Origin of the sequence: Pseudomonas sp. 18173, from assembly GCF_050432945.1 — a bacterium.
Classification (GTDB): Bacteria; Pseudomonadota; Gammaproteobacteria; order Pseudomonadales; family Pseudomonadaceae; genus Aquipseudomonas.
Genome location: NZ_JBKFTN010000009.1, coordinates 110,149 through 123,397 on the forward strand (window position 1 = coordinate 110,149; position 13,249 = coordinate 123,397).

Annotated in this window: 11 protein-coding genes, 1 tRNA gene and 1 pseudogene; 2 read left to right on the forward strand and 11 right to left on the reverse strand. The window is 58.9% G+C overall.

Features of this window, described 5'->3' with window-relative positions; translation table 11 throughout:
- Nucleotides 1-147: 147 nt before the first annotated feature.
- The 3 genes and pseudogenes from ampE to ACLD1X_RS12665 all read right to left on the reverse strand — a co-directional run.
- Nucleotides 148-984, reverse strand: coding sequence for a regulatory signaling modulator protein AmpE (ampE, locus tag ACLD1X_RS12655; RefSeq protein WP_429368044.1), 837 nt, complete (start codon nucleotides 982-984; stop codon nucleotides 148-150).
- Complete coding sequence (ampD, locus tag ACLD1X_RS12660) at nucleotides 981-1,541, reverse strand: 1,6-anhydro-N-acetylmuramyl-L-alanine amidase AmpD (RefSeq protein WP_429368046.1); 561 nt, start codon at nucleotides 1,539-1,541, stop codon at nucleotides 981-983. The genes ampE and ampD overlap by 4 nt, the downstream gene beginning before the upstream one ends.
- 74 nt (nucleotides 1,542-1,615) lie before the next feature.
- Nucleotides 1,616-2,509 (reverse strand): annotated as a pseudogene (locus ACLD1X_RS12665) (DUF1631 family protein); the annotation flags it as partial.
- A 264-nt stretch (nucleotides 2,510-2,773) separates the two neighbouring features.
- Between ACLD1X_RS12665 and nadC the strand changes: the two are divergent.
- Nucleotides 2,774-3,622 (forward strand): carboxylating nicotinate-nucleotide diphosphorylase, encoded by an 849-nt coding sequence (gene nadC / locus ACLD1X_RS12670; RefSeq protein WP_429368048.1) that lies wholly within the window; start codon nucleotides 2,774-2,776, stop codon nucleotides 3,620-3,622.
- 58 nt (nucleotides 3,623-3,680) lie between these two features.
- Here the strand turns inward: nadC and ACLD1X_RS12675 are convergent, their stop codons facing one another.
- The gene (locus tag ACLD1X_RS12675; RefSeq protein WP_429368050.1) at nucleotides 3,681-3,986 is read right to left on the reverse strand and encodes a DUF6388 family protein; all 306 of its coding nucleotides are present in this window, start codon (nucleotides 3,984-3,986) and stop codon (nucleotides 3,681-3,683) included.
- A gap of 302 nt (nucleotides 3,987-4,288) precedes the next feature.
- Between ACLD1X_RS12675 and ACLD1X_RS12680 the strand changes: the two genes are divergently transcribed.
- Nucleotides 4,289-4,795, forward strand: coding sequence for a hypothetical protein (locus ACLD1X_RS12680; RefSeq protein ID WP_429368180.1), 507 nt, complete (start codon nucleotides 4,289-4,291; stop codon nucleotides 4,793-4,795).
- A gap of 10 nt (nucleotides 4,796-4,805) precedes the next feature.
- Here ACLD1X_RS12680 and ACLD1X_RS12685 read toward each other — a convergent pair.
- From ACLD1X_RS12685 to nusA, 7 genes are all read right to left on the reverse strand, one after another.
- Nucleotides 4,806-4,881: transfer RNA gene (locus ACLD1X_RS12685), tRNA-Thr, on the reverse strand.
- 130 nt (nucleotides 4,882-5,011) lie between these two features.
- Nucleotides 5,012-7,117 carry a polyribonucleotide nucleotidyltransferase gene (gene pnp, locus ACLD1X_RS12690; RefSeq protein WP_429368053.1) on the reverse strand — a complete coding sequence of 702 codons (2,106 nt, stop codon included), beginning with the start codon at nucleotides 7,115-7,117 and terminating at the stop codon, nucleotides 5,012-5,014.
- Nucleotides 7,118-7,324: 207 nt separating this feature from the next.
- On the reverse strand, nucleotides 7,325-7,594 hold the full coding sequence (rpsO, locus tag ACLD1X_RS12695; protein ID WP_011332409.1) for a 30S ribosomal protein S15: 270 nt from the start codon (nucleotides 7,592-7,594) through the stop codon (nucleotides 7,325-7,327).
- 117 nt (nucleotides 7,595-7,711) lie between these two features.
- Nucleotides 7,712-8,629: a tRNA pseudouridine(55) synthase TruB gene (gene truB / locus ACLD1X_RS12700; protein ID WP_429368055.1), complete on the reverse strand. Its 918-nt coding sequence runs from the start codon at nucleotides 8,627-8,629 to the stop codon at nucleotides 7,712-7,714.
- A gap of 3 nt (nucleotides 8,630-8,632) precedes the next feature.
- Nucleotides 8,633-9,034 carry a 30S ribosome-binding factor RbfA gene (rbfA, locus tag ACLD1X_RS12705; RefSeq protein ID WP_007973108.1) on the reverse strand — a complete coding sequence of 134 codons (402 nt, stop codon included), beginning with the start codon at nucleotides 9,032-9,034 and terminating at the stop codon, nucleotides 8,633-8,635.
- Nucleotides 9,035-9,193: 159 nt separating this feature from the next.
- Nucleotides 9,194-11,719 carry a translation initiation factor IF-2 gene (infB, locus tag ACLD1X_RS12710; RefSeq protein ID WP_429368058.1) on the reverse strand — a complete coding sequence of 842 codons (2,526 nt, stop codon included), beginning with the start codon at nucleotides 11,717-11,719 and terminating at the stop codon, nucleotides 9,194-9,196.
- A 27-nt stretch (nucleotides 11,720-11,746) separates the two neighbouring features.
- On the reverse strand, nucleotides 11,747-13,228 hold the full coding sequence (gene nusA / locus ACLD1X_RS12715) for a transcription termination factor NusA (RefSeq protein ID WP_047537517.1): 1,482 nt from the start codon (nucleotides 13,226-13,228) through the stop codon (nucleotides 11,747-11,749).
- Nucleotides 13,229-13,249 lie beyond the last annotated feature (21 nt).

The window sequence follows — 13,249 nt, forward strand, 5'->3', positions numbered from 1 at the left end:
GAAACATTGTGGCGAGGGGGCTTGCCCCCGTTCGGCTGCGCAGCAGTCGTAGGTCGTAGATCCCCGACTCAACTGTCAAATCGCATAGGGCGGCTTCGCCACCCAACGGGGGCAAGCCCCCTCGCCACAAGGGCATTAACTGCTGGACTAAGACAGCACCGTCCACAGCGCAAAACTGGCATACCAGAGCACCGCGGCCCGCAGCAGCAGTTCCCAGATGCGATCCAGGTTGTTGATCCCTTCTGCGCCGGCTACCGGTGCCGGAATTTCACCGGCCACCAGCCCGACTTTCTCGATCAATTGCGCGGCGCTGATGTTCCAGTTCAGCAGCTCATGCAGCATGACCCGGCTGACCGCGACAAAATTGCCGACCAACGCCAGGCTCGCCGCCAGCAGACGCACCGGCACCCAGTCGAAGGCATGACGCAGTTGCCCGGCGCGCTCGACCACTGCAGGATTTTTCCCGTGTTCTTCGGCCAGCGCCAGCAGCCGATAGCTCAGCGCCGCGACCGGCCCCAGCAGGAAGTACCAGAAAATCACCGCGAAAAAGCTGTGGTACGCCTCCCACAGCAAATGCCCTTCGACCCGTTCCAGCAGTTGCTCGCCACTGTCTGCGCAGATATCCAGGTCGCGCTTGGCGACATGGGCCGCGGCTTGCAAGTCCTCCCGACGCCAGGCATCGCGGAACGGCCCGAGATCGCCCAGCAGGTCACCGCGCCCCAGGCTGTAGATCACGACCAGCAAATGGATCGGCAACGCCAGCAACCCGTAGGCCACCGGCTCGATGACGACCAGCAACAAACCCAGCAACGCCACCGGCAACAAGACCAGCACCGCCAACACCAGCCATGGCCGATCCGAAAGTCGCGGGCCGGACTCAAGCTTGTTCAGCTCGTGTATCCATCCACTGTCACGCTGAACCCGATGACGCAGGGCCGAGAACTTCTCGATCCACACCGCCAACAGCAACACCAGAAAACTCATTGCCCTTCCTCTTGTGCCAGAGCGGCCCGATAGCGAGCCCAGTCGAACGCCGGACCCGGATCGGTTTTGCGCCCGGGTGCAATGTCGCTGTGCCCGCAGATACGCTCTGTGGTGATTGCCGTGAACGCCTGTTGCAACTGGCGGGTCAGGGCCGTCAACGCGCTGTATTGCGCGTCGGTGAACGGTAGATCATCCGTGCCTTCGAGCTCGATGCCCACGGAAAAATCGTTACAGGTTTCCCGTCCCTCGAAGCTGGAAACCCCCGCATGCCACGCACGTTCAAGGCATGAAACAAATTGGGTGACGGTACCGTCACGCTCGATCAGAAAGTGCGCGGACACCCGCAAATCCGCAATCCCCTCAAAATAGGGGTGTTCGGTGACATCCAGGCGATTCTGGAAAAATTCCTGCACCTTGCCGGTGGCGAATTGTGCCGGCGGCAGGCTGATGTTGTGGATCACCAACAAGGAAATTTCGCCTGTGGGGCGCGCATTGAAGTTAGGTGAGGGGCAGACATGCACGCCCTGAATCCAACCGCTCGCGGGGTCCAACTGCATACCGAATCCTTCAACGTCGACTGTGTTGGCACAGTATGCCGCGATAATCCACCGGGGCGCGATCACTTGCCGCGTTTGAGATTGCCGATCAGTGCCTTGAGGGAGTCCGGCAGGTTGCGATCACCCAGCATGGATTCGAAAAGCAAGACAACCAGGTTGATCACATCTTCATCGGCTGCCCCGAAAACCCGCGACCTGCCGCTTGTGGCGCTGACCCGGGTCAGTAACTGTTCGAGCTGGTTGCGCAGGTCGAATTCGTCCACGGCTGCCGGGATCGGCCTAAGGTGGGGCAACACACCGGTGGCGAGCAGCAGCTGATTGGCTTCGGCGTAAAGCTGGCCGACTTCGCTGAGGACATAACGCTCGAACAACCTGAGGACAATCAGCTTGACCTTGATCTCCAGCCCCAACTGGCGCGCGGCCTGTAAAAAGTACTCGCAGAGCATCGCCGGGCCCAAGGGGTTGCGCAGGTCGCCCAACTCCTTGCCCAGCAAGACGCAGAATCGGGCCGTCAGTTGATCCAGGGAAAAACCGTCGCGGTCCAGTACACGGCTGACCATTGCTTGCACCGCGACCGTGCGCTCGCGCTCATCCTCCGATTGCGCCGAAGAGACATCGGCCACCAAGGCCAGGGGCAATGCCGCAAGCGCGGTGTCGTATTGGGCAAGCCGGATAAACGCGTCGAATAGCTGTTCGAGAAACACCCGCTCGATGCTTTTACGCTTGAGGCGCAAATCGCGCATCGCTTGAAAGAAGATGTTCTGCTCGACGTCGCAGCGAGCGCGGTCAGCCATTTCGAAGAGCGAGTTGTCGGCGTTATCGAACAGCGCCTGCAATCCGTGCCGCAGCTGTTGCGCGGCCTTGTCGCGAACCTGGAGAAGAGTCGCCGGCAGTCGGGCGAGTGGCGAGCGAGCCACCTGGTCGGTAGTTGCCTTGTGCAAAGGCACTACATTCCCGTCGTTGTGCATTCGGCCTCCCTGGAACGGTGATGCTTCGACTCGTCAAAGTGATGACGTCAAATACAAGGCGAATTATCTTGTAAAAGCTCACCTTTGCGCCAGAAGACTCTGCATCCGCCCTCAAACAGGCGTTTGCTCGGCAACGGTGGTCAACGACTGAAACACCAGGGATTCGACCAAATACAGACTTCAACGCCAACGTAGCGCTCCGATGCCTTGGGTTGGTCCGTGCCATGGCCCTATAATCGAGCCACTTTGTTTGTGGAGTCCGTTATGCCGAACCTACATCTCGCCGATCTGACCGCCGAAATCGAAGCCAACGTGCGCCGTGCGTTGCGTGAAGACATCGGCAGCGGCGACATCACCGCGCAGCTGATCCCGGCCGAACGCCTGGCCAAAGCCACCATCATTACCCGCGACGCAGCCGTCATCAGCGGCACCGCCTGGGTAGATGCCGTGTTTCGGCAACTGGACCCACGGGTGGCGGTGCACTGGCAAGTTGCCGACGGCGAACGGGTGACGCCCAACCAGATCCTGTTCCACCTCGAAGGCCCTGCACGCTCGCTGCTGACCGGCGAACGCAGCGCCCTGAACTTCCTGCAGATGCTTTCCGGCGTGGCGACCCGCGCGCAATCCCTGGCAGACTTCGTGGCCGAGACTCAGGTCAAGCTGCTCGACACCCGCAAAACGCTGCCGGGGCTGCGCCTGGCGCAAAAGTACGCAGTGACCTGCGGCGGTTGCCACAACCACCGCATCGGCCTGTATGACGCCTTCCTGATCAAGGAAAACCACATCGCCGCCAGCGGCGGCATCGCGCAGGCCATTGCCGCCGCGCACAGGATCGCCCCGGGCAAGCCGGTCGAGATTGAAGTGGAAAGTCTGGAGGAACTGAAAGAAGCGCTGGCAGCCGGTGCCGACATCATCATGCTTGACGAACTGAGCCTGGACGACATGCGCGAAGCCGTGCGCCTGAATGCCGGCAAGGCCAAACTGGAAGCCAGCGGCGGGATCAACGAAAGCACGTTGCTGCCAATTGCGCAGACCGGGGTGGATTACATTTCGATCGGTGCAATGACCAAGGATGTGAAGGCGGTCGACCTGTCGATGCGCCTGAGTCTCTGATCACACGCATGTGAGTTGCCGAACTGCAGGAGCGAGCTTGCTCGCTCCTGCATGAGTGTCAAACCACCAGATTGTTCATCTCGCAGTACTCTTCCCACTCGACGCCCAGCACTTCGGCTGCTTCTTTGTGCAGCTTCAGGCGCTCAGTCTCGTACTCTTCCGGGGTGGAGGTGTACTTGAGCGTCAACTCCCACGGCTGCAGGCCCTGGGCTTCGGCTTCATCCTCGAACGCCCACTGGATCTGGTCTTTCTGATCATCAGGACTCAAGTCCTTGATCTCATCCATCAATTCGGGGGCGTCCAGCACGTACTTCTTGAGGGCTTCTTCGTGTCGGGCTTCTTGGCTCAATTCTTTAACGGTCATGTTGTTCTCGCTGATCTGGGGAATGGAAGATGGATCTGGATCATCAAGGATCTCTCTGACGCAGAAAAACCGCCTGTAGCCCGGTCTGTCTGGCCTTCAGAACCATTCGGGATCATCTGAAAACTGCTGGGCGAAGCTCATGCAGGCTCCGAATATAGGATGTTTGTCGGACGTTTTACACGACTCTTTACATCTCCCTACAAAAAGTTGTGCACACGACACGCTGATGGCGGCGGGAACAAAAATTCAAACCCCAAGTCATAGCAATGTGCCATGTCGGCACTTCACAAGGAATTCTGGTGATGCGCAGCTTTTCGAAAGTTTCGTCTGTTCTGTCCGCAACGGTGATGACAGCCTTGCTGGGGGCCCTGGCGCTGCCGGGAACCGCAATGGCCAGTGTTGAATTGAGTAGCGGCTACGCGTCCTCTGGAGACAAGTTCACGGTCATACACAATGAATACGGCAAAGAGGTACTCATCAGAAGCGAATACAGCGTCGAAGATCTGAAAGAAATGAAGGAGACGATCAACAATCAGACCCGGCAGATCGAAGAGCTCAAGCGCAGCAGCGGGTCCAGCTCAAGCTCCAGCAGCAAGGAAATCGACGAACTCAAGCGCACGGTGGCCGAACAGGAACGCGACATCAGCAACCTCGGCAAGCAGGTTGAAGAACTCAAGCGCAATAGCGGCTCCAGTTCCAGTTCAAACAGCAGCGAGATTTCCAGCTTGAAGCGGGAAGTCAGCGATCAGGACCGCGAACTCGATAACCTCAAGCGTACCGTCGAGGATTTGAGCAGAAAGGTGAAATAACCAAGGGATCTGGTGCCCGAGACAGGAATCGAACCTGCGACCTTCGCGTTACGAGTGCGCTGCTCTACCGGCTGAGCTACACGGGCGGTGGGCTAAACCTAGCATTGGTCTCGAAGGTCGGCAACTCTGCCCAATGTCTTGATCGTTCGCGAGCAAAAAAAATGCCCCGCCGTTTTCACGGCGGGGCATTTTCATTGCGCAAAAGCCTTGGGGTGATTAAACGCCCGAAGCCTTGGCCGCGGCCACGTCCTTGATGGACAGTTTGATACGGCCGCGGTTGTCCACGTCCAGTACCAGCACTTCCACTTCCTGGCCTTCTTTCAGGATGTCGGTCACTTTCTCGACGCGAGCATCGCTCAGCATGGAGATGTGAACCAGACCGTCCTTGCCCGGCAGGATGTTGACGAATGCGCCGAAGTCGACGATGCGCTCAACCTTGCCCACGTAGATCTTGCCGATTTCGGCCTCAGCGGTGATGCCCAGAACGCGCTGACGTGCTGCTTCAGCCGCTTCCTTGGTTTCGCCGAAGATCTTGATCGAACCGTCGTCTTCGATGTCGATCGAAGCCTTGGTCTCTTCACAGATCGCACGAATGGTCGCGCCGCCTTTACCGATGACATCACGGATTTTGTCGGTGTCGATTTTCATCGCGATCATGGTCGGAGCGTTGGCCGACAGTTCGGTACGCGACTGGCCGATGATCTGGTTCATCTGGCCGAGGATGTTCAGGCGCGCTTCCAGGGCTTGGCCCAGAGCGATTTCCATGATCTCTTCGGTGATGCCCTTGATCTTGATGTCCATCTGCAGCGCGGTGACGCCTTTGGCGGTACCGGCTACCTTGAAGTCCATGTCGCCCAGGTGGTCTTCGTCACCCAGGATGTCGGTCAGGACGGCGAACTTCTCGCCTTCTTTAACCAGACCCATGGCGATACCGGCAACCGGTGCCTTCATTGGAACGCCAGCGTCCATCAGGGCCAGGGAAGCACCGCAAACGGAAGCCATCGAGCTCGAGCCGTTGGATTCGGTGATTTCCGACACGACACGGATGGTGTACGGGAACACGTCAGCGGCAGGCAGCATGGCCTGAACCGAACGACGGGCCAGACGGCCGTGACCGATTTCGCGACGACCAGCGCCACCCATGCGACCACACTCGCCCACCGAGAACGGAGGGAAGTTGTAGTGCAGCATGAACGGGTCTTTTTTCTCGCCTTCCAGGGTGTCCAGCAGCTGTGCGTCACGGGCGGTGCCCAGTGTCGCGACTACCAGAGCCTGGGTTTCGCCACGGGTGAACAGCGCCGAACCGTGGGTTTTTGGCAGAACGCCGACTTCGATGTTCAACGGACGCACGGTGCGAGTGTCGCGACCGTCGATACGTGGCTTGCCGTTTACGATGTTTTCGCGAACGGTGCGGTATTCGATTTCGCCGAAAGCCGCTTTGACGTCAGAGGCGGAAGGCTGGCCTTCTTCACCGGACAGCTTGGCAACGACCTGATCCTTCAACTCGCCCAGGCGAGCGTAACGGTCGGCCTTGACGGTGATGGTGTAGGCCTGGGAGATCGCTTCACCGAATTCGGCACGGATGGCGCCCAGCAGTTCGGTGGCTTCAGCTTGTGGAGCCCAGGTCCAGGTTGGCTTGGCAGCTTCTGCAGCCAGCTCCTTGACGGCCTGGATAACAGCCTGGAACTCGTCGTGGGCGAACAGTACGGCGCCCAGCATCTGGTCTTCGGTCAGCTCTTTGGCTTCCGATTCAACCATCAGGACGGCTTCCGAAGTACCGGCGACGACCATGTCCAGGCTCGAGGCAGCCAGTTGCTCGTAAGTCGGGTTCAGCAGGTAGCCGGTGCTTTCGTGGAACGCAACGCGGGCAGCGCCGATCGGGCCATCGAAAGGAATGCCGGAGATAGCCAGGGCTGCCGAGGTACCGATCATCGCAGCGATGTCCGGATCGGTCTTCTTGCTGGTGGAAACGACGGTGCAGACAACCTGCACTTCGTTCATGAAACCTTCAGGGAACAGCGGACGGATCGGACGGTCGATCAGTCGGGAAGTCAGGGTTTCTTTCTCGGAAGGACGGCCTTCGCGCTTGAAGAAACCGCCAGGGATCTTACCGGCAGCGTAAGTCTTTTCCTGGTAGTGAACAGACAGAGGGAAGAAGCCCTTGCCTGGATCGGCTTGCTTGGCACCGACTACGGTCACCAATACGCTGACGTCGTCGTCAACGGTGACCAATACTGCGCCGGAGGCCTGACGGGCGATACGGCCAGTCTCGAGGGTAACGGTCGACTGACCGAACTGGAATTTTTTGATTACCGGGTTCACGGTGTCCTACCTTCTTTGTGGCTCTTGGGGGAACTGGTTTCTTGCGAAATTCTTGGGCAACGCCGGGAATCGGCCCGACCGGTTGTCCGGGGTGTACACACAGGTAAAGCAGGTATCCAGATAAAACTTGAGGCTGGACGCCTGCCATGCGCTGGCGGGAAACCCGCTGACGCACGACAGACAACCAACCTCTAGCGCAATCGCTTATTAGCGACGCAGACCCAGGCGAGCGATCAGAGCGCTGTAACGGCTCACGTCCTTGCCTTTCAGGTAGTCCAGCAGCTTACGACGCTGGTTAACCATGCGGATCAGACCACGACGGGAGTGGTGGTCTTTACCGTTGGCCTTGAAGTGACCTTGCAGTTTGTTGATGTTGGCGGTCAGCAGTGCAACTTGCACTTCTGGCGAACCAGTGTCACCAACAGCTTGCTGGTAGTCAGCTACGATTTGAGCTTTTTCTTGAACGTCGAGAGCCATGAGGCAATCCTTTTATCAGGAAACTGTTTCAAAAAAACAGTTTCAACAGGCCAGGGACAAATCCCTGTATCTAAAAATGAGTAGTGACCGTGCCTGTTAACAGCCACCCTCGTCCGGTCATTCTGACCGAATCAGTCGACGCGGCGCGATACGCCCGTCTTCGCTCACTTCACCGATACCGATGAAGCGACCATTGTGATCCTGTACCCGCACCATGCCGAACTTCGGAGCTTCCGGGGCACGTACCGGCTGGCCGTTGAGCCAGTAGAACGCGCTCGCTTCCGAGAACTGCAACAGTGGCCAATCCAGCAGGCCGCTGTCCGATGGCATCAGGAAGCGATCGACCGCTTCGTTGCCGCCTTCGGCATGTACCGCTTCCAGCTCTTCCAGGGTAACCGTCTGCGCTAGGGTGAATGGCCCGGCCTGGGTACGTCGCAGTTCTGCAACGTAAGCGCCACAACCGAGTTGCTCACCGATATCCTCCACCAGGGTACGGATATAGGTGCCTTTGCTGCAATCCACCGCCAGCCGCACAGTATCGCCTTCGAAGGCCAGCAATTCCAAGCGCGTAATAGTAACAGAACGCGGTTCGCGCTCCACTACTTCGCCTGCACGAGCCAGCTTGTACAGCGGCTGGCCATCACGCTTGAGTGCCGAGTACATCGGCGGTATCTGACTGATTTGCCCACGAAATTTCGGCAGTACAGCCTCGATATCGGTGCGACCAACGGTCACCGGGCGCTCCTGCAAAACTTCACCTTCGGCATCCGCCGTGGTGGTCGTCTTGCCCAGCTGCGCCAGGGTTTCATAACCCTTGTCGGAATCGAGCAGGTACTGCGAGAACTTGGTCGCCTCGCCGAAGCACAACGGCAAAACGCCGGTGGCCAAGGGGTCGAGACTACCGGTATGACCGGCCTTTTCGGCGTTCAGCAACCAGCGAACCTTCTGCAGGGCCGCATTGGAGGTAAACCCCAGCGGCTTGTCGAGCAGGATAATGCCGCTGACGTTACGACGGATACGTTTGACCTGAGCCACCGATTACTCCTTGGTGTCTTCGGCTTCTGCCGCAACCGGATGCTGATTGTCTTCAGCCACTGCGCGCTCGATCAATGCCGACAGATGCGCACCACGCACGACGCTTTCGTCGTAGTGGAAGTGCAGCTGTGGAACGCTGCGCAGCTTCATCTCGCGAGCCAGCTGCATGCGCAGGAAACCGGCGGCAGAGTTCAGCACCTTGATGCTTTGTGCGATTTCTTCGGCGCTGTCCTGGCCCATCACGGTGATGAAGATCTTGGCGTGACCGACGTCACGGCTGACTTCCACTGCGGTAATGGTGACCAGGCCGACGCGCGGGTCTTTGACTTCACGACGGATCAGTTGTGCCAGCTCGCGCTGCATCTGATCGCCGATACGTTGGGTACGGCTGTATTCTTTTGCCATGTATTGTTACCTGTTACTGCCTCACGGTGAAACCCGTAAGGTCTGAAAGCGGCAAACGCCCGGCCTGACAAAAGCCAGACCGGGCGTTGCGTTTAGAGTCCGGGTGACGAGCGGCGCACTTGCATGCGGCTACCCGTCACGGCTCTTGAAGTGCGCGAATTAGAGGCTGCGAGCAACCTGCACCTTCTCGAAGACTTCGATCTTGTCACCGACCTTGACGTCGTTGTAGCTCTTCACGCCGATACCGCATTCCATGCCGGCACGCACTTCGGAAGCGTCATCCTTGAAGCGGCGCAGGGATTCCAGCTCGCCTTCGAAGATAACGATGTCTTCACGCAGTACACGGATTGGACGGTTACGGTGAACAACACCTTCGATGACCATGCAACCGGCGATCGCGCCAAACTTCGGCGAACGGAACACGTCACGCACTTCGGCGATACCCAGGATGTTCTCGCGAACATCGCTGCCGAGCATACCGGTCAGGGCTTTCTTGACGTCTTCGATGATGTCGTAGATCACGTTGTAGTAACGCATGTCCAGACCTTCCTGCTCGACGATCTTGCGCGCACCAGCATCGGCACGCACGTTGAAGCCGAACAGTACAGCGTTGGAGGCCAGTGCCAGGTTGGCGTCGGACTCGGTGATACCACCGACACCGCCACCGACCACACGCACTTGCACTTCGTCGTTACCCAGGCCGTTCAAGGCACCGTTCAACGCTTCCAGCGAACCACGGACGTCGGATTTGAGGACGATGTTGAGCGTCTTCTTCTCTTCCTGACCCATGCTTTCGAAGATGTTTTCCAGCTTGCCGGCGTGAGCGCGAGCCAACTTGACTTCGCGGAACTTGCCTTGACGGAACAGAGCCACTTCACGGGCCTTCTTCTCGTCGGCAACCACGCTCATCTCGTCGCCAGCGTCCGGGGTACCGTCCAGGCCGAGGATCTCGACAGGGATGGCCGGACCGGCTTCCTTGATTGGCTTGCCGTTCTCGTCGAGCATGGCGCGAACGCGGCCATAGTTCGAACCGACCAGGACCATGTCGCCCTGACGCAGGGTACCGTCCTGAACCAGAACGGTAGCCACCGGGCCGCGGCCCTTGTCGAGACGAGACTCAACCACGACACCACGGCCAGGAGCCGACGGAGTTGCAGTCAGTTCCAGGACCTCGGCTTGCAGCAGTACCGCTTCGAGCAATTCGTCGACGCCAGTACCCATTTTCGCCGAAACCGGTACGAATGGAGTGTCGCCACCCCACTCTTCCGACGTCACGCCGTGTACCGACAGTTCGCTACGGATGCGATCGAGGTCAGCGCCTGGCTTGTCGATCTTGTTCACCGCGACAACCAGCGGAACGCCAGCAGCCTGGGCGTGCTGAACAGCTTCGATGGTTTGCGGCATTACGCCGTCGTCCGCTGCAACCACCAGGATCACGATGTCGGTCGCCTTGGCACCACGGGCACGCATCGCGGTAAACGCGGCGTGACCAGGGGTGTCGAGGAACGTCACCATGCCACGGTCGGTTTCAACGTGGTACGCACCGATGTGCTGGGTGATGCCACCGGCTTCGCCAGCAGCCACCTTGGCACGACGGATGTAGTCGAGCAGGGAGGTCTTACCGTGGTCAACGTGGCCCATTACGGTCACGACCGGCGCACGGGAAACCGCTTCACCTTCAAACTTCAGGGACTCGGCCAGGGAATCTTCCAGGGCGGTGTCGCTGACCAGGGTCACTTTGTGGCCCAATTCCTCAGCCACAAGCTGGGCAGTTTCCTGGTCCAGTACCTGGTTGATGGTCGCTGGGGTACCCAGTTTGAACATGAACTTGATGATTTCAGCAGCCTTGACCGACATCTGCTGGGCGAGATCGCCAACAGTGATGGTCTCGCCGATCTTCACTTCGCGCACGACAGGGCCGGTAGGGCTCTGGAAACCGTGGGCGTTGCGCTTCTTCAGCTTGGCCTTGCCGCGACCACCACGACGGAAGCCATCGCTTTCTTCGTCGGTAGTACGTGGGGCAACGCGTGGAGCTGGCGCCTTTTCCTTGACCGAAGCACGATGCGGAGCGTTTTTGCGCTCGCCATCGCCGCCACCGCGACGATTGTTGTCGTCGGCACGTGGTTTGTCCGGACGACGCTGTTCGTCACGCTTGCGAGTGTCCGCGGCAGGAGCCGGGGCAGCCGCAACAACCGGAGCGCTTTCGCGCACAGGCTCGGCAACCGCAACAGGCGCTGCAACGGCGTCAACAGGAGCGGTCGGCGCAGCAGCAGGCTGGCGACGCGCTTCTTCTTCGGCGCGACGCTTGGCTTCTTCTTCAGCCTTCTGACGTGCAGCATTTTCTACTGCGCGACGTTCATCCAGTTCACGCTTGCGCTCGGCTTCGATTTCTTCCGGGCTGCGTTGTACGAAGACTTTCTTCTTGCGTACTTCAACACTGATGCTCTTGCTGCCAGCAACACGCAGGGTGCTGGTGGTTTTACGCTGCAGCGTAATCTTGCGTGGTTCTTCCACTTTCGCCTTGTGGCTGCTTTTCAAGTGAGTCAGCAACGATTGCTTCTCACTGTCAGTCACACTTTCTTCGGCGGCGGTGTGCGGCAGACCTGCCTCACGCATCTGCTGCAACAGGCGCTCTACCGGTGTTTTGACCTCATCGGCCAGTTGTTTCACCGTGACTTGCGTCATGCACTTCTCTCCTCAGGCCGCGCCTAATTACTCGAACCAGTGGGCTCGGGCGGCCATGATCAACTTGCCGGCACGATCATCGTCAATGCCGTCGATGTCGAGCAGGTCGTCAATAGACTGCTCGGCCAGGTCTTCGCGGGTAATTACGCCGCGCACCGCCAGTTCCATCGCCAAATCCTTGTCCATACCCTCAAGCGAGAGCAGGTCTTCGGCCGGATGGGCGTCTGCCAGCTTTTCCTCAGTAGCGATGGCTTTGGTCAACAAGCGATCCTTGGCACGAGCGCGAAGCTCGTTGACGATGTCTTCGTCAAAGCCGTCGATGTTGAGCATTTCTTCCAACGGTACGTAGGCAATCTCTTCCAGGCTGGTGAAGCCTTCATCAACCAGCACCTGAGCCAGCTCTTCGTCGACTTCCAGCTCGTCGATGAAGTTGCGCAGGATGTCGCCGGTTTCTGCTTGCTGCTTAGCCTGGATGTCCGATTCGGTCATCACGTTCAGGGTCCAGCCAGTCAACTGGCTGGCCAGACGCACGTTCTGACCACCGCGACCGATGGCCTGAGCCAGATTGTCTGCGCCAACGGCGATGTCCATTGCGTGGGCATCTTCGTCAACGATAATTGCCGCAACCTCGGCCGGGGACATGGCGTTGATCACGAACTGAGCCGGGTTGTCGTCCCACAGGACGATATCAACACGCTCACCGCCCAACTCACCCGACACTGCCTGGACGCGCGAACCGCGCATACCGATGCAAGCGCCTTGCGGGTCGATGCGTTTGTCCTTGGAGCGAACGGCGATCTTGGCGCGCGAACCCGGATCACGGGACGCAGCCATCACTTCGATCAGGCCTTCGGCAATTTCCGGCACTTCGATGCGGAACAACTCGATCAGCATTTCCGGCGCGGTACGCGACAGGATCAGCTGCGGGCCGCGGTTCTCGGTGCGGATTTCCTTGAGCAGCGCACGCAGGCGCACACCAACCCGGAAAGTTTCGCGGGAAATGATGTCTTCACGGGCCAGCAACGCTTCAGCGTTGTTGCCCAGATCAACGATCACGTTGTCGCGGGTCACTTTTTTCACGGTGCCGGAGATGATTTCACCCAGGCGCTCGCGGTAAGCGTCAACAACCTGAGCGCGCTCGGCTTCGCGAACTTTCTGCACGATGACTTGCTTGGCAGTCTGTGCAGCAATGCGGCCGAACTCGATGGACTCGATTTTCTCTTCTACGACGTCACCGACCTTGGCGCCAGGGTGCGTTTCGGCAACCTTGCTCGGCCAGGTTTCGATGGCCGGATCGTCCAGGTCTGCTTCCTCGACGACCGTCCAGCGACGGAATGTCTCGTATGCACCCGTGTGGCGATTGATTTCCACACGCAGATCAACTTCGTCTTCGAAACGCTTTTTGGTAGCAGTGGCCAGGGCCAGCTCCAGCGCTTCAAAAATAACGTTTGCCGGTACACCCTTTTCGTTGGATACCGACTCAACAACCAGCAGTACTTCTTTGCTCATCGTACGCCTCGCCTTTCGCAA

Bases quoted from the DNA above. Each gene is read 5' to 3' on its own strand.
- infB (WP_429368058.1), bottom strand. From the start codon at position 11,719: ATGACGCAAGTCACGGTGAAACAACTGGCCGATGAGGTCAAAACACCG.
- ACLD1X_RS12675 (WP_429368050.1), bottom strand. From the start codon at position 3,986: ATGACCGTTAAAGAATTGAGCCAAGAAGCCCGACACGAAGAAGCCCTC.
- ampE (WP_429368044.1), bottom strand. From the start codon at position 984: ATGAGTTTTCTGGTGTTGCTGTTGGCGGTGTGGATCGAGAAGTTCTCG.
- ampD (WP_429368046.1), bottom strand. From the start codon at position 1,541: ATGCAGTTGGACCCCGCGAGCGGTTGGATTCAGGGCGTGCATGTCTGC.
- ACLD1X_RS12680 (WP_429368180.1), top strand. From the start codon at position 4,289: ATGCGCAGCTTTTCGAAAGTTTCGTCTGTTCTGTCCGCAACGGTGATG.
- nadC (WP_429368048.1), top strand. From the start codon at position 2,774: ATGCCGAACCTACATCTCGCCGATCTGACCGCCGAAATCGAAGCCAAC.
- rpsO (WP_011332409.1), bottom strand. From the start codon at position 7,594: ATGGCTCTCGACGTTCAAGAAAAAGCTCAAATCGTAGCTGACTACCAG.
- rbfA (WP_007973108.1), bottom strand. From the start codon at position 9,034: ATGGCAAAAGAATACAGCCGTACCCAACGTATCGGCGATCAGATGCAG.
- nusA (WP_047537517.1), bottom strand. From the start codon at position 13,228: ATGAGCAAAGAAGTACTGCTGGTTGTTGAGTCGGTATCCAACGAAAAG.